Annotated in this window: 22 protein-coding genes; 16 read left to right on the forward strand and 6 right to left on the reverse strand. The window is 52.9% G+C overall.

The window, feature by feature from the left end; genetic code table 11:
• The first annotated feature begins 44 nt into the window (after nt 1–44).
• Together dinF and OGV80_RS01925 are read left to right on the forward strand one after the other, a co-directional pair.
• A complete protein-coding gene (gene dinF, locus OGV80_RS01920; protein WP_087051802.1) occupies nt 45–1,364 on the forward strand; it encodes an MATE family efflux transporter DinF in 1,320 nt (439 codons plus the stop codon).
• A 136-nt stretch (nt 1,365–1,500) separates the two neighbouring features.
• Nucleotides 1,501–1,710, forward strand: a complete 210-nt coding sequence (locus OGV80_RS01925) for a CsbD family protein (protein WP_003031706.1) — start codon at nt 1,501–1,503, stop codon at nt 1,708–1,710.
• 48 nt (nt 1,711–1,758) lie between these two features.
• Here OGV80_RS01925 and zur read toward each other — a convergent pair whose 3' ends face one another.
• Complete coding sequence (gene zur, locus OGV80_RS01930; RefSeq protein WP_003031709.1) at nt 1,759–2,277, reverse strand: zinc uptake transcriptional repressor Zur; 519 nt, start codon at nt 2,275–2,277, stop codon at nt 1,759–1,761.
• Between the two features lie 115 nt (nt 2,278–2,392).
• Here zur and OGV80_RS01935 point away from each other — a divergent pair, with 115 nt between their 5' ends.
• From OGV80_RS01935 to pspG, 3 genes are all read left to right on the forward strand, one after another.
• Nucleotides 2,393–2,881, forward strand: a complete 489-nt coding sequence (locus OGV80_RS01935; protein WP_043018078.1) for a cupin domain-containing protein — start codon at nt 2,393–2,395, stop codon at nt 2,879–2,881.
• Between the two features lie 106 nt (nt 2,882–2,987).
• Nucleotides 2,988–3,986 carry a tRNA dihydrouridine(20/20a) synthase DusA gene (gene dusA / locus OGV80_RS01940; RefSeq protein WP_286513450.1) on the forward strand — a complete coding sequence of 333 codons (999 nt, stop codon included), beginning with the start codon at nt 2,988–2,990 and terminating at the stop codon, nt 3,984–3,986.
• Nucleotides 3,987–4,119: 133 nt separating this feature from the next.
• The gene (pspG, locus tag OGV80_RS01945; protein WP_003031713.1) at nt 4,120–4,362 is read left to right on the forward strand and encodes an envelope stress response protein PspG; all 243 of its coding nucleotides are present in this window, start codon (nt 4,120–4,122) and stop codon (nt 4,360–4,362) included.
• 302 nt (nt 4,363–4,664) lie between these two features.
• On the opposite strand, the gene OGV80_RS01950 is transcribed toward pspG, so the two are convergent.
• Complete coding sequence (locus OGV80_RS01950; protein ID WP_043018510.1) at nt 4,665–5,648, reverse strand: quinone oxidoreductase; 984 nt, start codon at nt 5,646–5,648, stop codon at nt 4,665–4,667.
• A 64-nt stretch (nt 5,649–5,712) separates the two neighbouring features.
• Between OGV80_RS01950 and dnaB the strand changes: the two genes are divergently transcribed.
• From dnaB to OGV80_RS01975, 5 genes are all read left to right on the forward strand, one after another.
• The gene (gene dnaB, locus OGV80_RS01955; RefSeq protein WP_003826610.1) at nt 5,713–7,128 is read left to right on the forward strand and encodes a replicative DNA helicase; all 1,416 of its coding nucleotides are present in this window, start codon (nt 5,713–5,715) and stop codon (nt 7,126–7,128) included.
• 145 nt (nt 7,129–7,273) lie between these two features.
• Nucleotides 7,274–8,353: an alanine racemase gene (alr, locus tag OGV80_RS01960; protein WP_286513453.1), complete on the forward strand. Its 1,080-nt coding sequence runs from the start codon at nt 7,274–7,276 to the stop codon at nt 8,351–8,353.
• A 128-nt stretch (nt 8,354–8,481) separates the two neighbouring features.
• The gene (tyrB, locus tag OGV80_RS01965; RefSeq protein WP_075145349.1) at nt 8,482–9,675 is read left to right on the forward strand and encodes an aromatic amino acid transaminase; all 1,194 of its coding nucleotides are present in this window, start codon (nt 8,482–8,484) and stop codon (nt 9,673–9,675) included.
• A gap of 247 nt (nt 9,676–9,922) precedes the next feature.
• Nucleotides 9,923–10,636 (forward strand): acid phosphatase AphA, encoded by a 714-nt coding sequence (aphA, locus tag OGV80_RS01970; protein ID WP_043018082.1) that lies wholly within the window; start codon nt 9,923–9,925, stop codon nt 10,634–10,636.
• 120 nt (nt 10,637–10,756) lie between these two features.
• Nucleotides 10,757–11,113 (forward strand): MmcQ/YjbR family DNA-binding protein, encoded by a 357-nt coding sequence (locus tag OGV80_RS01975; RefSeq protein ID WP_006688292.1) that lies wholly within the window; start codon nt 10,757–10,759, stop codon nt 11,111–11,113.
• Nucleotides 11,114–11,198: 85 nt separating this feature from the next.
• On the opposite strand, the gene uvrA is transcribed toward OGV80_RS01975, so the two are convergent.
• The gene (gene uvrA / locus OGV80_RS01980) at nt 11,199–14,021 is read right to left on the reverse strand and encodes an excinuclease ABC subunit UvrA (protein ID WP_016155358.1); all 2,823 of its coding nucleotides are present in this window, start codon (nt 14,019–14,021) and stop codon (nt 11,199–11,201) included.
• Between the two features lie 251 nt (nt 14,022–14,272).
• Here uvrA and ssb1 point away from each other — a divergent pair, with 251 nt between their 5' ends.
• Nucleotides 14,273–14,797 (forward strand): single-stranded DNA-binding protein SSB1, encoded by a 525-nt coding sequence (gene ssb1 / locus OGV80_RS01985; RefSeq protein ID WP_003826621.1) that lies wholly within the window; start codon nt 14,273–14,275, stop codon nt 14,795–14,797.
• A 66-nt stretch (nt 14,798–14,863) separates the two neighbouring features.
• Here the strand turns inward: ssb1 and OGV80_RS01990 are convergent, their stop codons facing one another.
• The gene (locus OGV80_RS01990) at nt 14,864–15,145 is read right to left on the reverse strand and encodes a YjcB family protein (RefSeq protein WP_016155360.1); all 282 of its coding nucleotides are present in this window, start codon (nt 15,143–15,145) and stop codon (nt 14,864–14,866) included.
• 551 nt (nt 15,146–15,696) lie between these two features.
• Between OGV80_RS01990 and pdeC the strand changes: the two genes are divergently transcribed.
• Nucleotides 15,697–17,283: a cyclic di-3',5'-guanosine monophosphate phosphodiesterase PdeC gene (pdeC, locus tag OGV80_RS01995; RefSeq protein WP_087051805.1), complete on the forward strand. Its 1,587-nt coding sequence runs from the start codon at nt 15,697–15,699 to the stop codon at nt 17,281–17,283.
• Nucleotides 17,284–17,285: 2 nt separating this feature from the next.
• Here the strand turns inward: pdeC and soxS are convergent, their stop codons facing one another.
• Nucleotides 17,286–17,609: a superoxide response transcriptional regulator SoxS gene (gene soxS / locus OGV80_RS02000; protein ID WP_016155362.1), complete on the reverse strand. Its 324-nt coding sequence runs from the start codon at nt 17,607–17,609 to the stop codon at nt 17,286–17,288.
• Nucleotides 17,610–17,695: 86 nt separating this feature from the next.
• Here soxS and soxR point away from each other — a divergent pair, with 86 nt between their 5' ends.
• The 4 genes from soxR (at nt 17,696) to OGV80_RS02020 (ending at nt 22,620) form a co-directional block, all read left to right on the forward strand.
• Nucleotides 17,696–18,154, forward strand: a complete 459-nt coding sequence (gene soxR, locus OGV80_RS02005) for a redox-sensitive transcriptional activator SoxR (RefSeq protein WP_043018085.1) — start codon at nt 17,696–17,698, stop codon at nt 18,152–18,154.
• Between the two features lie 599 nt (nt 18,155–18,753).
• Entirely contained in the window at nt 18,754–20,103 is a 1,350-nt protein-coding gene (ghxP, locus tag OGV80_RS02010) for a guanine/hypoxanthine transporter GhxP (RefSeq protein WP_043018086.1), read from the forward strand.
• Between the two features lie 156 nt (nt 20,104–20,259).
• Complete coding sequence (locus OGV80_RS02015) at nt 20,260–21,906, forward strand: Na+/H+ antiporter (protein ID WP_043018087.1); 1,647 nt, start codon at nt 20,260–20,262, stop codon at nt 21,904–21,906.
• A 222-nt stretch (nt 21,907–22,128) separates the two neighbouring features.
• Entirely contained in the window at nt 22,129–22,620 is a 492-nt protein-coding gene (locus OGV80_RS02020; protein ID WP_043018088.1) for an REP-associated tyrosine transposase, read from the forward strand.
• A 76-nt stretch (nt 22,621–22,696) separates the two neighbouring features.
• Here OGV80_RS02020 and OGV80_RS02025 read toward each other — a convergent pair whose 3' ends face one another.
• Entirely contained in the window at nt 22,697–23,587 is an 891-nt protein-coding gene (locus OGV80_RS02025) for a LysR family transcriptional regulator (RefSeq protein ID WP_043018089.1), read from the reverse strand.
• Between the last annotated feature and the right edge of the window lie 71 nt (nt 23,588–23,658).

Genomic DNA, 23,658 nt, shown 5'->3' on the forward strand with positions numbered 1-23,658 from the left:
CAACATTTTTTTCAGTACCTCTAACTTCTTCCAGGCTCTCCTGTATGCCTTTCTTTACCTCTTCTGATAAAGCACTCTGGCACCTCGCCTTACCGATGATCTTTTCCAATATCACCGTTCCCCTGCTGGGACTGGTGGATACCGCTGTGATTGGTCATCTGGATAGCCCAGTCTATCTTGGCGGCGTTGCGGTTGGCGCCACGGCGACCAGTTTTCTCTTTATGTTGCTGCTTTTCCTGCGCATGAGTACCACAGGTCTTACCGCGCAGGCATTTGGCGCGAAAAATCCGCAGGCGCTGGCGCGCGCGCTGGTGCAGCCGCTAATGCTGGCGCTGGGAGCGGGGCTGCTTATCGCACTGTTTCGTACACCGATTATCGATCTGGCTCTGCATATTGTCGGGGGAAGTGAAGCGGTACTGGAGCAGGCCCGACGTTTCCTGGAAATTCGCTGGTTAAGCGCACCCGCGTCTCTGGCGAATCTGGTGCTGCTCGGCTGGCTGCTTGGCGTTCAGTATGCGCGTGCGCCGGTTATCCTGTTGATTGTCGGTAATATTCTCAACATCGTACTCGATTTATGGCTGGTGATGGGCCTGCATATGAACGTGCAGGGAGCGGCGCTGGCGACGGTGATTGCCGAATATGCCACCCTGCTGATTGGCCTGATGATGGTACGTAAAGTCCTGCATATACGTGGCATTTCACTGGCAATGCTGAAGCAGGCGTGGCGTGGCAACTTCCGTCGTTTGTTGGCGCTCAACCGCGACATCATGCTGCGCTCGCTGCTGCTACAACTCTGTTTTGGCGCTATCACGGTGCTGGGTGCGCGTCTGGGAGGCGATATCATTGCGGTTAATGCCGTTCTGATGACCTTGCTGACTTTTACCGCCTACGCGCTGGACGGATTTGCCTATGCCGTGGAAGCGCATTCGGGTCAGGCCTATGGGGCGCGAGATGGTAGCCAGTTGCTGGACGTCTGGCGGGCGGCCTGTCGACAGTCCGGTATTGTGGCTATTTTGTTTTCGCTGGTTTATGCCCTGTTTGGCGAGCAGATTGTGGCGCTGCTGACCTCGCTGCCGCAGATCCAACTGCTGGCCGATCGCTATCTCTTCTGGCAGGTGGTTTTGCCGCTGGTGGGGGTGTGGTGTTATCTGCTCGACGGGATGTTTATTGGCGCGACGCGGGCTGCAGAAATGCGTAACAGTATGGCCGTTGCCGCAGTGGGATTCGCATTAACGCTGCTCGCTTTACCGTGGCTTGGAAATCATGGTTTGTGGCTGGCATTAAGCGTTTTCCTCACGTTGCGTGGGCTTTCACTGGCCATTATCTGGCGACGCCACTGGCGTAATGGAACCTGGTTCGCCTGAGCAGGATGGTTAAAAATTCCGAATAGTAAATAAAACCCAGAATCCCTGACTACACTTATTCTCACGTCCAGCAAAAACAGCATGTGTCTGGACATGGCACTCTCGCTATTCACAACCTAACGATGAGGACTTGATGATGAATAAAGACGAAGTCGGCGGCAACTGGAAGCAGTTTAAAGGTAAAGTGAAAGAGCAATGGGGCAAACTGACCGATGATGATATGACGGTCATTGAAGGTAAACGTGACCAACTGGTCGGTAAAGTCCAGGAGCGTTACGGTTACGCGAAAGATCAGGCGGAAAAAGAAGTTAATGATTGGGAAAAACGTAATGATTACCGCTGGTAATTAACCCCTCCCTCCTGAGAGTACAAGGATGTACGCTCTCCTCCTTATCTAGCGCCCAACTTTCTTCTTCACCTGAATCGTATGGTCATGCTGGCATTCGCCAGGATGACGGCATGACTCAACCTCCACACAGGCCGGGCACAGCCCGTGGGCTTCAATAACGTTATGCCGCAGGGCAAAGCCCATTTTTGCCGCCAGCGTATGCATGATGTCTTCCACGCCTTCCGCACACTCTTCTTTTACCACGCCACAGCGATCGCAAATGAACATTGCGGAACTGTGGGTTGGCTGATCGAACAGGTGGCAAAGCACATAGCTGTTGGTGGATTCCACCTTATGCACAAACCCTTGTTCCAGCAGAAAGTCGAGCGCACGATACACGGTCGGCGGTTTCGCCTGTGGCTCGGTTTCCCGCAGCAGGTCAAGCAGGTCATAGGCGCTAATTGCGCCTTCCTGCAGGCTCATCAGGCGCAGCACTTCGAGGCGTTGTGGCGTAAGTCGCACGTTGCGTTGCGCACAGAGTTTTTCAGCTTGAGCCAATAACTCCTGCGTAGTGGTTTTGTCCATTTGGCGCCTCGATTTGCGTGGAAGGTTAATCCCTTACTTTAACATGTTCTGCTTAAAACGCCGAGATCCACCGTGGTGTGCTATACCTGACGCATCGCAATACTGGAAAATAAACATGAAAAGACCCGATTGTATTCGCCACTGGCGAGAAGTTGAGGGGGCTGATGACGCCACTTATCCCGACAGCAATGAGTTGTTTTCGATTGGCGCGCCGCTTGCCCGCAAGCTCGGGTTAGGGCGGCTCGGTATTCATCATGAACGCCTGCCGCCGGGGCGGCGCACGTCGTACCCGCACGCTGAAAGCGATGAGGAAGAGTTTATCTATGTGCTGGAAGGATATCCTGAGGCCTGGATTAACGGTTATTTATGGAAGCTGGAACCGGGCGACAGCGTTGGTTTCCCGGCGGGCACCGGCGTGTGTCACACCTTTATCAATAACACCAGTGAAGAGGTGCGTCTGCTGGTCGTAGGTGAAGCGAATAAAAAACATAACCGCATATATTACCCGCTTAACCCTGTCTATGCGGCTACGCGCGAGGATCGCTGGGTCGACCATCCGCCGCAGTTTTTTGGCTCTCATGACGGAAAACCCGGGCGTAAATAGCGCGCGTGGGGGCTACGGAGGGATAACCGCGAGGATGTGGCTCACTATCGTAACGGTCTATGCTATAGTAGCGCCCCTTTTTTAACCGGATGCTTGAATATTCGCCATGCTGCCTGAATCTCAGTCTACCGCTTTTCCCGCTCATCGTTTTTCTATCGCGCCGATGCTCGACTGGACGGACAGACACTGTCGCTACTTTTTGCGTTTACTGTCCAGCCAGACGCTGCTCTATACGGAGATGGTAACCACCGGCGCGATCATTCATGGTAAAGGCGATTATCTGGCGTATAGCGAAGAAGAGCACCCAGTAGCATTACAATTGGGTGGGAGCGATCCGGCAGCGCTGGCGCAGTGTGCGAAGCTCGCTGAACAGCGGGGCTATGACGAAATTAACCTCAACGTGGGTTGTCCTTCCGACCGCGTACAGAATGGCATGTTTGGCGCCTGTCTGATGGGGAATGCACAACTGGTCGCCGATTGCGTCAAAGCAATGCGCGACGTGGTGTCGATACCGGTTACGGTGAAAACGCGTATTGGTATTGATGATCAGGACAGCTACGAATTCCTGTGCGATTTCATCAACACGGTATCTGGCAACGGCGAATGTGAGATGTTTATTATTCACGCCCGCAAGGCCTGGCTATCCGGGTTAAGCGCGAAAGAAAACCGCGAGATCCCACCGCTGGATTATGACCGCGTTTATCAGCTAAAGCGTGATTTCCCGCATCTGACGATGTCGATCAACGGCGGCATTAAATCGCTGGAAGAAGCAAAAATTCATCTGCAACATATGGATGGCGTGATGGTGGGGCGTGAAGCTTACCAAAACCCAGGTATTCTGGCGTCCGTTGACCGTGAGATTTTTGCTGCTGCCACCGAAGATGCCGATCCGGTTGCCGTGGTGCGCGCCATGTACCCGTACATTGAGCGTGAACTGAGTAAGGGAACCTATTTGGGACATGTGACGCGCCATATGCTGGGGCTGTTTCAGGGGATTCCAGGGGCCCGTCAGTGGCGTCGCTATCTGAGCGAAAATGCGCATAAAGCTGGGGCAGATATTAACGTTCTGGAACATGCGCTGAAGCTGGTCGCTGACAAGCGTTAAGTTTTCGCCAAAAGTTAGTTAATTTCACCACGCCCTGCACTTTGTCGCGGGGCGTTTTCTTTATAAATCAATATATTAATTTTGGCATGTTTCTTGTAAAGCTATGGAGAGTACTTCATTTCGGGAGAGAGCCATGCTGGAACTACTTTTTGTGATTGGATTTTTTATCATGCTGATGGTCACCGGCGTATCTTTGCTGGGGGTGTTGGCCGCATTGGTGGTAGCTACGGCAGTGATGTTTTTAGGCGGACTATTTGCCTTGATGATTAAACTGCTTCCCTGGCTGCTGCTGGCCGTTGCCGTGGTGTGGGTTATCAAGGCGATAAAAGCGCCAAAAGTCCCACAGTATCAGCGCAATAACCGCCGATTTTACTAAGGTATTGAGCGGTGCGTCACAACCTGCAACATTGCCTTTAGAACCAAATAGGAATTGATTATCAAATCTGTCACTATTGCCAGGTTAACGAATTCATCGAGCTGTACCCTACATACAGCCGAACTAAAAAAAGAAAGGGCTTCCTGCGGGAAGCCCTAATTCTTTCTTTCCTCGTCATAATTCAAACTCAAGGTGTGTTGGCTGCTTTCATTCACCCCAGTCACTTACTCCAGTAAGCTCCTGGGGATTCACTCAATTGCCGCCGTCCTGGAGCTTAAATTATTTAGGGGAAAGTGATGGCGTTACGGAATGAGTAAACTCGATCCCTGCGTGGCGCGACTTTCCAGCACTTCATGGGCACGCTGTGCGTCGTGCAGCGCAAATGTCTGACCAGGTGCGACATCCACTTTTATTACCCCACTGGCAATCAATGAGAAAAGCTCATTACTGGCTTCGGTTAATTCGTTGTGGTTGGTGATGTAACCCTGCAGAGAGGGACGGGTCACGTATAGCGAACCTTTCTGATTCAGAATCCCTAAATTTACACCGGTCACTGGTCCGGACGCGTTGCCAAAACTGACCATCAGTCCGCGGCGCTGCAGACAATCCAACGAGGCTTCCCAGGTATCTTTCCCCACCGAGTCATACACCACCCGCACTTTTTTTCCGCCAGTTATCTCTTTCACTCGTTCAGCAATGCTTTCTTCACGATAGTTAATGACCTGCCATGCGCCGGCCTGCAGCGCAATTTGCGCTTTTTGCGCACTGCCGACGGTTCCAATCAGCTTCGCACCTAATGCTTTTGCCCACTGGCAGGCAATCATACCGACGCCGCCCGCAGCAGCATGGAACAAAAACGGTTCATCAGGCTGAATTTCATAGGTTTTACGTAACAGATAAAATACGGTAAGCCCTTTAAGAAATGAGGCGGCGGCTTGTTCAAACGAGATAGCGTTAGGCAGGATGGCGGCTTTATCAGCCGGAACGTTATGCACTGAGCTGTAGGCGCCCAGGGGGGACTGAGCGTAAACCACGCGATCGCCGGCTTTAATGTGCGTCACGTTGCTACCGACTTTGCTGACCACGCCTGCGGCTTCGGTTCCCAGACCGCTGGGCAGAGAAGGCGGTGGATAAAGACCACTGCGGATGTAGGTGTCGATATAGTTGATCCCAATCGCTTTGTTCTCGACCTGGATTTCGTTTTCCGCCGGGTCTACGGGCGTAAACTCCACAGCCTTGAGTACATCAGGGCCACCATGCTTGTGAAATTCAATACGTGTTGCCATGCTTCCTCCAAAAGAAATGTGGTAATCTTTCGACCCAATCATTATCTCGGTAACTCCATTCACTATGGCAGGAAATAAACCCTTCAACAAACAACAGACTGATGCTCGTGAGCGCGATCCCCAGGTCGCCGGGCTGAAAGTACCGCCGCACTCGATTGAAGCGGAACAGTCGGTGTTGGGCGGTTTAATGCTGGATAACGAACGCTGGGACGATGTCGCCGAGCGTGTGGTGGCGGAGGATTTTTATACCCGACCGCACCGGCATATCTTCACGGAAATGCATCGCCTGCAGGAGATGGGAAAACCCATCGATCTGATCACGCTCGCTGAATCGCTGGAGGTTCAGGGGCAACTGGACAGCGTCGGCGGTTTTGCTTATCTGGCTGAGTTATCTAAAAATACGCCAAGTGCGGCGAATATTAGCGCTTATGCTGATATTGTCCGAGAACGTGCAGTTGTTCGTGACATGATTTCGGTCGCGAATGAAATCGCGGAAGCTGGGTTTGATCCACAAGGCCGTTCCAGTGAAGATCTGCTGGACCTTGCGGAATCCCGCGTCTTTAAAATTGCAGAAAGCCGCGCCAACAAAGACGAAGGGCCGAAAAATATCACCGATGTGCTCGACGCAACCGTCGCGCGTATCGAGCAGTTATTCCAGCAGCCGCACGACGGCGTCACCGGAGTAAACACCGGTTATGACGACCTCAATAAAAAGACGGCTGGTTTGCAGCCGTCAGACTTAATTATTGTCGCTGCGCGTCCGTCGATGGGTAAAACGACATTTGCAATGAACCTCGTCGAAAATGCGGCGATGTTGCAGGATAAGCCGGTTCTTATCTTCAGTCTTGAAATGCCCTCAGAACAGATCATGATGCGTTCCCTGGCCTCGCTCTCACGCGTAGACCAAACCAAAATTCGTACTGGTCAACTGGATGATGAGGACTGGGCGCGAATTTCCGGAACAATGGGTATTTTGCTGGAGAAACGAAACATCTATATTGATGACTCCTCCGGCCTGACGCCAACGGAAGTGCGCTCGCGTGCTCGTCGTATCGCCCGTGAACACGGCGGCATCGGACTTATCATGATCGACTACCTGCAGCTGATGCGTGTGCCGTCGCTCTCCGACAACCGTACGCTGGAAATTGCAGAAATCTCCCGCTCGCTGAAAGCGTTAGCGAAAGAACTGCATGTGCCGGTGGTGGCGCTGTCGCAGCTTAACCGCTCTCTGGAACAGCGCGCCGACAAGCGCCCGGTTAACTCGGATCTGCGTGAGTCCGGCTCCATCGAGCAGGATGCCGACTTAATCATGTTTATTTATCGTGATGAGGTTTATCACGAAAACAGCGACCTGAAAGGGATCGCGGAAATCATTATTGGTAAGCAACGTAACGGCCCGATCGGCACAGTGCGCCTGACGTTTAACGGTCAGTGGTCGCGCTTCGATAACTATGCGGGCCCACAATACGACGACGAATAAATCTCCGTCATCCTTCATGCTGCAGATGCGTTGACTACGCCCGTTCATCCCGGTCACTTAGTTTACTGAGCTTCCGGGGATTCTCAGGCTTGTCGCCCTCCAGCAACACGAATGATTTAGAAGATTCTTTTATAAAGGAATACAAATGCAAGCGGCAACTGTAGTCATTAACCGCCGCGCTCTGCGACACAACCTGCAACGTCTGCGTGAACTGGCTCCCGCCAGCAAACTGGTTGCGGTCGTGAAAGCGAACGCCTACGGCCATGGTCTGTTAGAGACCGCGCGAACGCTCCCCGATGCGGACGCTTTTGGTGTCGCTCGTCTTGAAGAAGCCCTGCGCTTGCGAGCGGGAGGGATCACGCAGCCCATCCTGCTGCTGGAGGGATTTTTTGATGCCACCGATCTACCGACTATTTCCGCGCAGCGTCTGCATACTGCTGTCCATAACCAGGAGCAACTTGACGCTCTGGAAGCCGCTGAACTGGCTGAACCTGTCACCGTCTGGATGAAGCTCGACACGGGAATGCACCGCCTGGGCGTGCGTCCTGAGCAGGCCGAGGCGTTTTATCAGCGCTTAACGCAATGTGAAAACGTGCGCCAGCCGGTCAATATCGTCAGCCACTTTGCACGTGCGGACGAGCCTGAATGTGGCGCGACCGAAAAACAGCTCGATATCTTCAATAGTTTTTGCGCAGGCAAACCGGGGCAGCGTTCGATTGCCGCGTCGGGGGGGATTTTGCTGTGGCCGCAGTCTCACTTCGACTGGGCGCGTCCGGGGCTGATTTTGTATGGCGTATCGCCGTTGGAAAACCACTCTATCGGCGCCGATTTTGGCTGCCAGCCGGTGATGTCGCTGACCTCCAGCCTGATTGCGGTGCGTGAGCACAAAGCGGGCGAACCGGTTGGATACGGTGGAACCTGGCTGAGCGAGCGCGACACGCGTCTGGGCGTGGTGGCGATGGGCTATGGCGATGGTTATCCGCGCGCAGCGCCGTCCGGGACGCCAGTCCTGGTTAATGGCCGTGAGGTACCGATCGTCGGTCGCGTCGCGATGGATATGATCTGCGTCGATTTAGGCCCCGAGGCGCAGGACAAAGCGGGTGATTCGGTGATTCTGTGGGGCGAGGGCCTGCCCGTTGAACGCATTGCTGAAATGACGAAAGTAAGTGCTTACGAACTTATTACGCGCCTGACCTCAAGGGTGGCGATGAAGTATATCGATTAACAGCATGAAGTGCCGGATTGGCGGTGACGCCGCCTTCCGGCAATATTCCTCTCAACATCCTCTCGATCTTCTCCCGCTTCCGGTTTATTGTGTTCTTAACCCCTGCCTGTAAACCTGGAGAACCACACGTGTTTCAAAAAGTTGACGCCTACGCCGGCGACCCGATTTTATCGCTCATGGAGCGTTTCAAAGAAGATTCACGTAGCGACAAAGTGAACCTCAGTATCGGCCTGTATTACAACGAAGACGGCATTATTCCTCAGCTTAAAGCGGTGGCGGAAGCCGAAGCCCGACTTAATGCCAAACCGCATGGCGCTTCGCTGTATCTGCCGATGGAAGGTCTGAACACGTATCGCCATACTATTGCGCCGCTGCTGTTTGGCGCAGATCATCCGGTTCTCCAGCAGCAGCGCGTCGCAACGATTCAGACGCTGGGCGGCTCCGGCGCGCTAAAAGTTGGCGCAGACTTCCTGAAACGCTATTTCCCTGATTCTGGCGTGTGGGTCAGCGACCCGACCTGGGAAAACCACATCGCGATTTTTGAAGGCGCAGGGTTCGAAGTAGGTACTTACCCCTGGTATGACGACACGACCAACGGTGTGCGTTTCAACGACCTGCTGACCACGCTGAATACCTTACCGGCGCGCAGCATCGTACTGCTGCATCCGTGCTGCCATAACCCGACGGGGGCGGATTTAACTCCCGCGCAGTGGGATGGCGTCATAGAGATCCTGAAAGCACGCGATCTGATCCCATTCCTGGATATTGCTTACCAGGGTTTCGGCGGTGGAATGGAAGACGATGCCTATGCGATCCGCGCCATTGCCAGTGCCGGATTGCCTGCTCTGGTCAGCAACTCATTCTCGAAGATTTTCTCTTTGTACGGCGAGCGTGTCGGCGGACTGTCAGTAGTATGTGAAGACGCTGATGCCGCCAGCCGCGTTTTAGGGCAGCTAAAAGCGACGGTGCGCCGTAACTACTCCAGCCCGCCAAACTTTGGTGCGCAGGTGGTTGCCGCGGTGTTGGGGGATGACGCGCTGAAAGCTAACTGGCTGGCGGAAGTCGAAGAGATGCGTACCCGCATTCTGGCGATGCGCCAGGAGCTGGTTAAGGTATTAAATGCGGAGATCCCTGGTCGCAACTTTGATTACCTGCTGCAACAACGCGGAATGTTCAGCTATACCGGGCTTAGCGCCGCTCAGGTCGATCGCCTGCGCGATGAGTTCGGTGTGTACCTGATAGCCAGCGGTCGTATGTGCGTGGCCGGGCTGAATCACGGTAACGTGCAGCGCGTGGCGAAGGCATTTGCCGCCGTCATGTAATTGGCTTTGTGTGTTGCCGGATGGCGGCGTGAACGCCTTATCCGGCCTACAAATGGATATGGATTTTCGTTTGTAGGCCGATAAGTGTAGTGCCATCAGGCGCACTTTCCTGTGTGATCGTGCTCCTTTTCCAGGACAAAACCAGAGAAAATCCTTCCTTTCCCTTCCCCTAAGGGGTAAGGTCAGATAGTTTTTTGACCAGTTGTTAATAAAAAAATGATAACTAACTGACTACTTAGGGAAAAATATGCGCAAGTTTACGTTGGCACTGAGTGCCGTTTGTTTATTGTTCACGCTAAATCAGCCAGCCCAGGCGTTAGTTTCCTCTCCCTCTCAGCTTAATCCTGGCACCAACGTTGCAAAACTCGCTGAGCAGGCACCCATTCACTGGGTCTCCGTGGCACAAATTGAAAACAGTCTGACCGGACGCCCGCCGATGGCCGTCGGGTTTGATATTGATGACACCGTCCTCTTTTCCAGCCCTGGCTTCTGGCGCGGTAAAAAAACGTATTCCCCGGATAGTGAGGATTACCTGAAGAATCCGGCTTTCTGGGAAAAAATGAACAATGGCTGGGACGAATTCAGCATTCCAAAAGAGGTCGCTCGTCAGCTGATTGATATGCACGTGCGTCGCGGCGACAGCATTTTTTTCGTAACCGGGCGTAGCCAGACGAAAACGGAAACCGTGTCGAAAACGCTGTCCGATAACTTTCACATCCCGGCTGGTAATATGAATCCAGTCATTTTCGCCGGTGATAAGCCGGGTCAGAACACCAAAACGCAGTGGCTGCAGGATAAAAATGTCCGCATGTTCTACGGTGACTCTGATAATGACATCACCGCCGCTCGCGACGTAGGTATTCGCGGTATTCGTATTTTGCGCGCCTCTAATTCCACGTATAAACCGCTGCCGCAGGCCGGTGCGTTTGGTGAAGAGGTGATCGTCAACTCGGAGTACTGAGATCATCGATTGCTGGTTTTTTAAACAAATTTACGTTCACGGCTTTTACCTTTTGCGGACTTGCTGCACACTGAATAAAAGATGTTCTCATTAGGCAATATGCTGGTAAGGGGAATAAAGATGACGAATTCGGAGTTGCTGCAATACTGCATGGCAAAAACGGGCGCGGAGCAGAGCGTTCACAGTGACTGGAAGGCCACCCAGATCAAAGTCGAAGATGTGCTCTTTGCCATGGTAAAAGAGGTGGAAGAACGCCCTGCGGTGTCTCTGAAAACCAGCCCGGAGCTGGCAGAGTTGTTACGTCAGCAGCATAGCGATGTACGACCAAGCCGACATCTCAATAAAGCGCACTGGAGTACGGTGTATCTGGATGGCTCGCTGCCGGATTCGCAAATCTACTATCTGGTAGACGCCTCCTATCAGCAGGCCGTCAACACGCTGCCGGAAGATAAACGCCGGATACTGGCGCAGCCCTGATCCGTTTCGCCGGATGCGGCGCAAGCGCCTTATCCGGCCTACAAGCAATTATGCATATTCTGTAGGCCAGACAAGTGTTGCGCAATTACAACAACGGTTTGAGGAAGCGTGCCGTGTGTGAGGCTTCACATTCCGCGACCGTTTCTGGCGTACCGGAGACGAGAATTTCTCCACCGCCGCTTCCGCCTTCCGGACCAAGATCGACAATCCAGTCAGCGGTTTTAATCACGTCCAGATTGTGCTCAATCACCACGATGGTGTTGCCCTGATCCCGGAGCTGGTGCAGCACGTCCAGCAGTTGCTGAATATCCGCAAAATGCAGACCGGTGGTCGGTTCGTCGAGAATATACAGCGTTTGCCCGGTACCGCGTTTGGAGAGCTCGCGCGCCAGCTTCACGCGCTGCGCCTCACCGCCTGAGAGCGTGGTAGCGGACTGACCCAGTCGAATGTACGTCAGGCCAACGTCCATCAGCGTTTGCAGCTTACGCGCCAGCGCCGGAACGGCATCGAAGAACTCACGCGCTTCTTCAATCGTCATATCCAGCACTTCGTGGATGGTCTTGCCCTTGTACTTAATCTCCAGCGTTTCGCGGTTATAGCGCTTGCCTTTGCACTGATCGCACGGCACATAGATATCCGGCAGAAAGTGCATTTCGACTTTGATCACCCCGTCGCCCTGACAGGCTTCACAGCGTCCGCCGCGAACGTTAAAGCTGAAACGACCCGGCGTATAACCGCGCGCACGCGACTCCGGGACACCGGCAAACAGTTCGCGCACTGGCGTAAACACGCCGGTGTAGGTCGCCGGGTTAGAGCGCGGCGTACGGCCAATCGGGCTTTGGTCAATGTCGATCACTTTGTCGAAATGTTCCAGACCCTGAACGTCGCGATATGGCGCAGGTTCAGCCAGCGTAGCGCCGTTCAGCGCTGTCTGCGCAATCGGGAACAGTGTGTCGTTAATCAGCGTCGATTTACCCGAACCGGAAACCCCGGTAATGCAGGTAAATAAACCAACCGGCAGCGTCAGGGTGACATCTTTCAGGTTGTTGCCGCGCGCGCCGGTGAGCTTCAGCACTTTTTCCGGATCGGCTGCCACGCGCTGTTTCGGCACTTCAATTTTGCGCTTACCGCTCATGTACTGGCCGGTCAGCGACTCAGGCACCGCCATGATATCTTTCAGCGTACCTTCGGCAACCACCTGGCCGCCGTGAACGCCAGCACCGGGGCCGATATCGATAACGTGGTCAGCGGCGCGAATCGCGTCTTCATCGTGCTCGACCACAATAACCGTATTACCCAGATTACGCAGGTGGATAAGCGTACCCAGCAGACGTTCGTTATCGCGCTGATGCAGACCAATAGACGGCTCATCCAGTACGTACATTACGCCGACCAGACCTGCGCCGATCTGGCTTGCCAGACGAATTCGCTGGGCTTCGCCGCCGGAGAGCGTTTCCGCTGAACGCGACAGCGTCAGGTAGTTGAGGCCGACGTTGACCAGGAATTTCAGACGATCGCCAATCTCTTTAAGAATTTTTTCTGCAATTTTCGCCCGCTGACCCGCAAGCTTCAGATTGTTGAAGAAATCCATCGCATGACCGATGCTCATGTCGGAAATCGCGGGCAGCGGCGTATTTTCAACAAATACGTGGCGGGCTTCCCGGCGTAAACGCGTCCCTTCACAGCTGGCGCATGGTCGGTTGCTGATGAATTTGGCGAGTTCTTCACGTACCGCGCTGGACTCCGTCTCTTTATAACGACGCTCCATGTTGTGCAATACGCCTTCAAACGGATGGCGACGTACGGATGTATCGCCGCGATCGTTCATATATTTAAATTCGATATTTTCTTTACCGGAACCGTACAGCACCACTTTATGCACGGCAGGGTTGAGGCTGGCCCATGGGGCTTCGACGTCGAACTTATAGTGTTCTGCCAGTGACTTAAGCATCTGGAAGTAATAGAAGTTACGACGATCCCAGCCGCGGATAGCACCGCCGGCCAGCGACAGTTCCGGATTTTGGATCACCCGGTCAGGATCGAAATACTGCTGCACGCCGAGACCGTCACAGGTCGGGCATGCGCCAGCCGGGTTATTAAACGAGAACAGACGAGGTTCCAGTTCGCGCATGCTGTAGCCGCAGATCGGGCAGGCGAAGTTGGCGGAGAACAGCAGTTCTTCCGCTTTTGGATCGTCCATATCGGCGACCACCGCCGTACCTCCGGACAGTTCCAGCGCGGTTTCAAAGGATTCCGCCAGGCGCTGGGTGAGATCGTCGCGTACTTTAAAGCGGTCAATCACCACTTCAATCGTGTGTTTCTTTTGCAACTCAAGCTTGGGCGGATCGGAAAGGTCGCACACTTCACCATCGATACGGGCGCGGATATAGCCCTGGCCTGCCAGGTTTTCCAGCGTTTTGGTGTGCTCCCCTTTACGCTCTTTAATTACCGGCGCCAGTAGCATCAGACGCTTGCCTTCCGGCTGCGACAGGACGTTGTCCACCATCTGGCTAACGGTTTGCGCCGCCAGGGGGACGTCGTGATCCGGGCAGCGCGGCTCGCCAACGCGGGCAAACAGCAGGCGCAGATAGTCGTGAATTTCGGTAATGGTACCTACCGTGGATCGCGGGTTGTGGGACGTCGATTTTTGTTCAATTGAGATGGCGGGAGACAGCCCCTCAATGTGGTCGACATCCGGCTTTTCCATCAGCGACAGAAACTGACGCGCGTACGCGGAAAGGGATTCAACGTAACGACGCTGCCCTTCGGCATACAAGGTGTCGAAAGCGAGCGAAGATTTGCCTGAGCCCGAAAGCCCGGTGACGACAATCAGCTTGTCGCGCGGGATGACGAGGTTGATGTTTTTGAGATTATGGGTGCGGGCGCCCCGAACTTCGATCTTATCCATTCATCTTTCCCGGATTAAACGCTTTTTTGCCTGGCTGCATGGTGCTACCGGCGATCACAAACGGTTAATTATGACACAACCTGACCTGAATGGATATACAGTATTGGAATGCAAAACGCAGATGCCTGTGCAACAATGTCCGTCCGGGGTTGTTTACTGGAATCGATCTCGCAACGTAGTAAAAGCGCTATTGGAAATGCTACAATCCCGCGCTTACACTTATTCAGTAACGTTTTTCAGGAGACACGATCATGGCCAGCAGAGGCGTAAACAAGGTGATTCTCGTCGGTAATCTGGGCCAGGACCCGGAAGTACGCTATATGCCGAATGGTGGCGCAGTCGCCAACATTACGCTGGCTACTTCCGAATCCTGGCGTGATAAAGCGACCGGCGAAATGAAAGAGCAGACTGAATGGCACCGTGTTGTGCTGTTTGGCAAACTGGCTGAAGTGGCCAGCGAATATCTGCGTAAAGGTTCCCAGGTCTATATCGAAGGCCAGCTGCGTACCCGCAAATGGACCGACCAATCCGGCGTAGAAAAGTACACCACTGAAGTTGTGGTGAACGTTGGCGGCACCATGCAAATGCTGGGCGGTCGTCAGGGTGGTGGTGCTCCGGCAGGTGGCGGCCAGCAGCAGGGTGGTTGGGGTCAGCCTCAGCAGCCTCAGGGCGGCAATCAGTTCAGCGGCGGCGCGCAGTCTCGTCCGCAGCAGTCAGCTCCGGCGGCGCCTTCTAACGAGCCACCGATGGATTTCGACGACGATATTCCGTTCTAATCCCTCTGCATTTCGCTGACAATTATGGCTACCTCAGGATTGGGGTAGCCATATGCAATTCCGTTATTAGTTCAACACCATCGGCCAGTCTGGCGGTGTATGGCTCATCACTTCAACCATCACGGTTTCAATGTTCTTCCAGATTGCGGACATATCCACCAGGGTTATGCCGAGTAATCCGGTTGCAAACCAGCAGGCAAAAACCAGCCCTAAACCGCTGCTAATGACGGCCAGGCCAATATAATCTGATTTACGAAAACGGATATTGAGCGTACTGGCTAAAAACATCAGCACCGCGCTGAGTAATTGCCATCGCAGTAGAACCACGCCAGTTGTTATCGTTGCCATGAAAAACGTCCTCAGAAAGTCTGGATGCCCAGGACAGCGCGGGGGTGTTCACCGAGGGTGGAGTACTCTGGCTATCGACGGGCAATAACATGAATGAAACATCGTTTCTGTTACATAATTTTTGTGAACTATATCACATATGCTCGTTTGTTCACCAGTACTGGACGTGATTTTTGCAGGATGAAAACCCTGTTTACTGTGTGGTTATATTCAACCAGGTAATGATACTAAATAACTAATCTTAAAGGTGCATTTACATTACCTGTTTAATTTATCCTAAATTAATCGTTAAAAAAATTTAATGAATTTCTTAAATCTTACCAGGATAATGCTCATAAAAAATTACTCCTTGGAGATAATAACGTTATGAAATAAGCATAACTTTAAGTTTGCCTTACGGAAAAATAATATCATCATCAACTATTATCAGACTTTTACATAGAGAAGTCTGTTGCTAATACTGATAGATTCATGCAACTTAATCAGTCGGTGTTTATAGCATCTTGCCTTAATGGGTTCTGGCATATACGAAACAGGGAAATTGGGCTGACATGAATCACAGTGCGCGTCGCAAGATGCTGAAGTTCCTGGGAACATTCATGGTGGTATTGCTCCCCGTGGTACTGGCGTTATGGTTTGCTCAAATCAGGGCAATGTCCGAAACCCGTAATCAACTTCGTTCTTTTGCTCAACTGGTGTTAAATAAAACTGAACTGGTGATCCAACAAGCCGATTTAGCACGTGATATGGCCCAGTTGTATCAGGGTAAGATGTGTACCCCGGCACATCAGAAAAATATGCTAAATATTATTCGTGGCCGTTTATATATCAGCGAGCTAATTTATGCGCAGGGCGATCATTTTTTGTGCTCTACGTCGATGGTGCCGCCTGTCACCTATATTATGCCGACCGCCGACTATAAACGTACGCCGGACGTCTCCATCTATTACTATCGCGATACCCCCTTTTTCGCTGGCTACCGAATGACGTATATGCAACGTGGAAACTACGTTGTCGTCATCAACCCATTATCATACAGCGAAGTCATGTCAGAGGATCCGGATCTGTCCTGGGGCGTGTACGACACGGTAACGGACACCTTTTTCTCTGCCAGCGAAGGGGCGCATATTGCGCAATTACTGCCATTGGTGCGCGGTGAAGCCTCTACCTTCCAACTGGACGATCGCTTCTATACCATCGTGCATTCAGAAAAACGTCCGATTGCGATTATTGCCTCGACCTCAGATAAACGCATAAATTCGATTTTCTATCACGAGGCTGCAGTAACGATTCCTTTCGGGGTCATCTGCAGCATCCTGATGCTGTTAATATGGTGGCGCACGCGCCAGGAATACTTATCTCCTCGCCGCTTGTTAAAACGCGCAATCAAAAAACGTCAACTGCGTCTGCACTACCAGCCGATCATTGATATCAAAAACGGTCAGTGCGTTGGGGCTGAGGCTCTGCTGCGCTGGCCTGGCGGTAATGGTGAAGTGATGAGCCCGACCGAGTTTATTCCGCTGGCTGAACAAGAGGGAATGATTGAGCGGATCACGGATTATGTAGTTGAAGAGGTGTTCAACGATTTAGGATACTTTCTTGCCGCGCATCCTCAACTTTATATCTCGATAAATCTCTCGGCTTCTGACTTTCATTCATCCCGACTCATTGCCCTGATTACCGACAAAAACCGTGAGTACTCTGTGGCGCCCCGGCAAATTAAAGTCGAGGTAACGGAGCGCGGATTTATTGATATAGATAAAATGACCCCGGTAATCCAGGCGTTTCGCCAGGCCGGTTATGAAGTGGCGTTTGATGATTTTGGCACGGGATATTCCAATCTACATAATTTATCCGCGTTGAATATCGATATCCTGAAGATCGACAAATCGTTTATTAGCACACTGTCCACTAACAGCACCAGTCACCTGATTGCCGAACATATCATCGAAATGGCGCAAAGCTTACATCTGAAGATGATTGCGGAAGGGGTAGAGACGAGTGAGCAAATCGAGTGGCTGCGCGAACACGGCGTACAGTATTGTCAGGGCTGGTATTTCGCGAAAGCACTGCCGTCGCAGGAGTTCATGCAGTGGATACAACGGTCGCCCGCTATACTGACGCAGAGCGGGCAATAATCTTACAGGCGATGGCGGTAATCGCTGGGGGTACGATCAAACTCGCGGCGAAACACGCGCGAGAAGGTTTGTTGCGATACATAACCAAGATCCATCGCGATATCGAAAATAGGTCGCTCAGTCGTTCGCAGTTCAACAGCGGCCAGTAAAAGTCGACGCTGACGGATGTAGTCACCCAACGTCTGGCGCATCACCGTGCGGAACATTCTCTGTAAATACCACTTCGAGTAACCTGATTTTTTCGCCACCGCCTCAATGTTCAGCGGCTGATCGATATGGTCGTCAATCCATTCAATAAGGGTCTGAATAATCTGCTGATGGGACATAGGGCTGCCTCTTTCTCAGTATTCGATTCGTCGTTTTGTCTGCGGGCGAGTATAATTCCTCAAGTTAACTTGAGGTAAAGCGATTTATGGAAAAGAAATTACCCCGGATAAAAGCGCTCCTCACGCCAGGTGAAGTCGCCAGGCGTAGCGGCGTGGCGGTATCAACCCTGCATTTCTATGAAAGCAAAGGGTTAATCAGCAGTATGCGCAACAGCGGCAATCAGCGCCGATATAAACGTGATGTGTTGCGTTATGTGGCGATTATCAAGATTGCTCAACGCATCGGGATCCCTCTGGCCACGATCGGTGACGCGCTCGGCGTATTACCTGAAGGACATTCACTCAGTGCCAAAGAGTGGAAACAACTCTCTTCGCAATGGCGTGAAGAGTTGGACCGACGTATTCATACTTTGGTGGCACTACGCGATGAGCTGGATGGGTGTATTGGTTGCGGTTGTTTGTCACGCAGTGATTGCCCGTTGCGTAACCCAGGCGATCAGCTTGGCGAGCAGGGGACCGGGGCGCGCCTGCTGGAAGATGATTGATTGGTTCAAAAATGTGCCGGGTATAAAACTAAAGCGCCACAGAGGGCGCTTTAGTTTGGTTCCGGTCTTTGTCTTTCACTCTATCCCGCTGGTTCACGGGAGGGTTTCCCCCGACATCAACACCCCTCGGTCGAGCACATTAGGGGAGGTTCCGGCCTGTGTTGATAATGTAAGTGTAAGCCACCTCTCTCCATTTGCCAGTGAAATGCTGTTTTTTTAGCCAAAAAATTTTCCGCATCTTCACCGATTTTCTTGCGCAAGTTTGCGCGAAAAAGGAACTCCGATGTTGTAATAACTCCGCGAAATTTGTTGCCAGATTGCGCATTGACGATAACGTTTGCGCATCGACTGATTATTTATTGCGCGTTATAAGAAGAAATGAGTAAAAAGCGGCAAAGTTCAGTTGAAAACCAGCGTATGATCGCTGGATAATCGTTTGCTTTTTTTTACCACCCGTTTTTTATGCGCGGAGCTAAACGTTTGCTTTTTTGCGACACCCCTATTGACGCAAACCTGGCACATGGAGAAAACGTTTAGCAGGCAGTGGATTGTCCAGCACGCATAATGACGAAAAAATAAACTCTCAGGGGATGTTTTCTATGTCTACGCCTTCAGCGCGTACCGGCGGTTCACTCGACGCCTGGTTTAAAATTTCGCTTCGCGGCAGTACCGTTCGTCAGGAAGTCGTTGCCGGATTAACGACGTTCCTGGCCATGGTTTACTCCGTTATCGTGGTTCCGGGGATGCTGGGTAAAGCCGGATTCCCGCCTGCCGCCGTATTTGTGGCGACCTGTCTGGTCGCGGGCGTCGGTTCTATTGTGATGGGCCTGTGGGCAAACCTGCCGCTGGCAATTGGCTGCGCCATTTCTCTGACGGCGTTTACCGCATTCAGCCTGGTGCTGGGGCAGCATATCAGCGTGCCCGTTGCGCTGGGCGCAGTGTTCCTGATGGGTGTCCTGTTTACCATTATTTCCGCGACCGGTATTCGTAGCTGGATCCTGCGCAATCTGCCGCAAGGTGTTGCGCACGGTACGGGGATTGGTATCGGCCTGTTCCTGCTGCTGATTGCGGCAAACGGTGTTGGTCTGGTGATTAAGAACCCGCTGGACGGCCTGCCGGTTGCGCTGGGCGACTTCGATACCTTCCCGGTGATTATGTCGCTGATTGGTCTGGCGGTGATTATTGGTCTCGAAAAATTGAAAGTGCCGGGCGGCATTCTGCTGACCATTATCGGTATTTCCATCGTCGGCCTGATTTTTGACCCAGCCGTGCATTTCTCCGGTATTTTTGCCATGCCGTCGCTGAGCGACGAGAACGGCAACTCGCTGATTGGCAGCCTGGATATTATGGGCGCACTGAACCCGATCGTACTGCCGAGCGTGCTGGCGCTGGTCATGACCGCTGTCTTCGATGCGACTGGAACCATCCGCGCGGTGGCTGGACAGGCGAACCTGCTGGATAAAGACGGACAGATTATTGATGGCGGCAAAGCGCTGACCACCGACTCACTGAGCAGCGTGTTCTCTGGTCTGGTGGGCGCTGCACCGGCTGCGGTTTATATTGAATCCGCAGCGGGTACGGCGGCAGGCGGTAAAACCGGCCTGACGGCGATCACCGTTGGCGTACTGTTCCTGCTGATCCTGTTCCTTTCTCCGCTCTCTTATCTTGTACCTGTGTACGCAACGGCGCCTGCGCTGATGTATGTGGGTCTGTTGATGCTGAGCAACGTCGCGAAAATCGACTTTGCTGACTTTGTTGACGCTATGGCTGGACTGGTAACAGCCGTATTTATCGTGCTGACCTGTAACATCGTTACCGGCATTATGATTGGCTTTGCTACCCTGGTGATTGGCCGTATCGTCTCTGGCGAATGGCGCAAACTGAACATCGGCACTGTGGTTATCGCCATCGCGCTGGTGGCCTTCTACGCAGGTGGTTGGGCTATCTGATCCTCATCCGTTGAAGATCCTTAAAACGGGTGGCTTTGGCCGCCCGTTTTTATTTTCAGAACACACTCGTTGTCTTTTGCGTTACTCTCAAGTAGATAGAATTAAGGCACGACGCCTTTATCACCAATCATAAGAAACATCGCAAACAGGGAACGCATGGAAATCTTTTTCACCATACTCATCATGACCCTTGTGGTCTCGCTGTCGGGGGTATTTACTCGCGTATTGCCCTTCCAACTCCCTTTACCCCTTATGCAGATCGCCATCGGCGCCTTGCTGGCGTGGCCGACGTTTGGTTTGCATGTGGAATTCGATCCTGAGCTGTTTTTGGTTCTGTTCATCCCGCCGTTGCTCTTTGCTGATGGCTGGAAGACGCCAACGCGTGAGTTTCTCGAGCACGGGCGAGAGATCTTCGGCCTTGCGCTGGCGCTGGTTCTGGTTACGGTGGTCGGGATTGGCTTTATGATTTACTGGCTGGTGCCGGGGATCCCTCTCATCCCGGCCTTTGCGCTGGCCGCCGTTCTGTCGCCAACCGATGCCGTGGCGTTATCCGGCATTGTGGGGGAGGGACGCATACCGAAGAAAATCATGGGCATCCTGCAGGGCGAAGCGTTGATGAACGATGCGTCCGGCCTGGTCTCGCTGAAATTTGCCGTAGCCGTGGCGATGGGCACGATGGTATTTACCGTCGGCGGCGCGACGGTTGAGTTCTTCAAAGTGGCGATTGGCGGCATCCTGGCCGGTTTTGTCGTCAGTTGGCTGTACGGGCGCTCCCTGCGTTTTCTTAGCCGCTGGGGCGGTGATGAGCCCGCAACGCAAATCGTTCTGCTGTTTCTGCTGCCGTTTGCGTCTTATCTGATTGCGGAACACATTGGTGTTTCAGGCATCCTCGCGGCGGTCGCTGCCGGGATGACGATTACCCGTTCTGGAGTAATGCGCCGTGCGCCGCTGGCGATGCGTTTGCGCGCTAACAGCACCTGGGCGATGCTGGAATTTGTGTTTAACGGCATGGTGTTCTTGCTGTTAGGACTGCAGTTGCCGGGAATTCTGGAGTCATCTTTGGCGGCGGCAGAAGTCGACCCGAACGTTGAAATCTGGATGCTGTTTACCGATATCGTGCTGATTTACGTGGCGCTGATGCTGGTACGTTTTGGCTGGCTGTGGACCATGAAGAAGTTCAGCCTGCGCTTCCTGAAGAAAAAACCGATGGAGTTTGGATCCTGGACGACGCGTGAAATCCTGATAGCCTCCTTTGCGGGGGTGCGTGGGGCTATTACCCTTGCCGGTGTGCTCTCCATTCCGCTGCTGCTACCGGATGGTAGCGGCTTCCCGGCGCGCTATGAGCTGATCTTCCTGGCTGCGGGCGTGATTCTGTTCTCGCTGTTTGTTGGCGTGGTGATGCTGCCGATTCTGCTACAGCATCTGGAAGTGGCAGACCACTCGCAGCAGCAGAAAGAGGAACGTATTGCCCGCGCAGCTACGGCGGAAGTGGCGATTGTCGCCATCCAGAAAATGGAGGAACGTCTGGCTGCGGACAGCGAAGAGAACATCGACAACCAGTTGCTCACCGAGGTGAGTTCACGCGTCATCGGTAACCTGCGTCGACGTGCCGACGGACGCAATGACGTGGAAAGCTCGATGCAGGAAGAAAATCTCGAACGGCGTTTCCGCCTGGCAGCGCTGCGCTCAGAGCGCGCGGAACTTTATCATCTGCGCGCCACGCGGGAAATCAGCAATGAAACGCTGCAAAAACTGCTGCACGATCTGGATTTGCTGGAAGCGCTGTTGATCGAGAACCAGTAAACGAGCGTGCCTGATGCGCTACGCTTATCAGGCCTACAAAACCGGCAACAGCGATGTAGGCCGGATAAGGCGCTAGCCGCATCCGGCGAAGGGTGTGCCAAATGGCGCGCAACTGGCTGCAAGAAATTATTCATCGTGTAATTTGCGAGCGGCTTTCCTGAACGAATCCATCCCTCTTGTCGATTCCCTCTTTTCTCCATACGGTTGAGGAAAGGGGGAAACATGTCCAACTATCGACGAAATTACATTAATGGGGGAACCTGGTTTTTTACGGTAAATCTGCAGGACCGTCGAAGCCATCTTCTGACTGCCAACATTCACGCGCTTCGGTGTGCAATCGCTGCGGTCAAAAAGGTTAGGCCTTTTCGCATTAATGCGTGGGTCGTTTTACCCGAGCATATGCATTGCATATGGACGTTACCTGACAATGATGCGGATTATTCCTCTCGCTGGCGGGAAATTAAGAAGCATTTCACCCACTCATTGTCTTCCCGACATATCTGGCAATCTCGCTTTTGGGAGCACACCATCCGTGATGAACATGATTATCGCCAGCATGTTGATTATATTTACATTAACCCGGTGAAGCACGGCTGGGTAAAACAGGTACAGGACTGGCCTTTTTCAACATTTCATCGTGATGTGATGCATGGTTTGTACCCGCAAGATTGGGCAGGTGAAATCATGGATTTTAATGCGGGTGAACGTGCCTGATGCGCTACGCTTATCAGGTCTACAACACTGGCATACCGATGTAGGCCGGATAAGGCGTTAAGCCGCATCCGGCATTTTACACCTCTTGGGTTAGCCAAAACCCTTCACAGCATTTGAGCCACGCCTTGGCGCTGTGCGACAAATATACGCCGTCGCGCCAAATCATACCCAACTGCCAGCGTAAATCGCTCTCCAGGGGGATCCAGCGCAGCGTCTGCTTATCCAGGCGCTGGCAAATCGGCTCCGGTAAAATAGCAATCCCGACACCGGCTTGCACCATCGCCGCCAGAAAATCCCACTGCCCGCTGCGAACCGCGATGCGGGGCTTGACGTTGTGTTGGCTAAACAGCTTAAGCAATTGGCGGCTCAATGCGAAATCTTCGTTATAGATAAGCAGCGGATGCTCCGCTAATGCCTCGGGGGAAATAGATTCGCACGTTGTCCACTGACCGGAGCGGGGGACCAGCACGCAGAGCGGATGACTAAAAAGCGGTAAGGTCGCCAGACCGCTCTCTTCCTCAACTGGCAACGCAGTCATCGCGACATCCAGATCGCCGTTTATCACCGCCTGCTGAACGGTTAAGCCGCCAAATTCAGATATCTTCAGCTCAACGCCGGGATAGCGCTGGCGAAACAGGCCGATCGGCCCGGCCATCAACATACCCACCATGGGCGGGATACCGAGGCGCAGCACGCCCTTGTTGAGATGATTAATGTCGCTAAGTTCGGCTTCGAGCTGGCGAAACTCGGCAAGGATCGCCAGGCCACGTTCGAAAACGACCTGCCCGGTGTCGGTTAACAGCAGCCGCCGACCGTCGCGGATTAACAGCGTGCAGTTAAGCTCGTCTTCAAGGTTCTTCAACATCTTGCTGATGGTGGGTTGGGTGACAAAAAGCTTCTCCGCTGCGCGGGTAAAGCTCTGCTGACGAACCACCTCAACAAAATAGCGCAGCGTTCTGATATCCATGATTATTCCTTAAGACTATGCCTGCAATGAGTTTAATTCATTTCAGTCCTGGATGGGGGGGCTCTATACTG

Origin of the sequence: Citrobacter sp. Ce119 (assembly GCF_030334525.1) — a bacterium.
In the GTDB taxonomy this organism is placed as follows: Bacteria; Pseudomonadota; Gammaproteobacteria; order Enterobacterales; family Enterobacteriaceae; genus Citrobacter; species Citrobacter europaeus.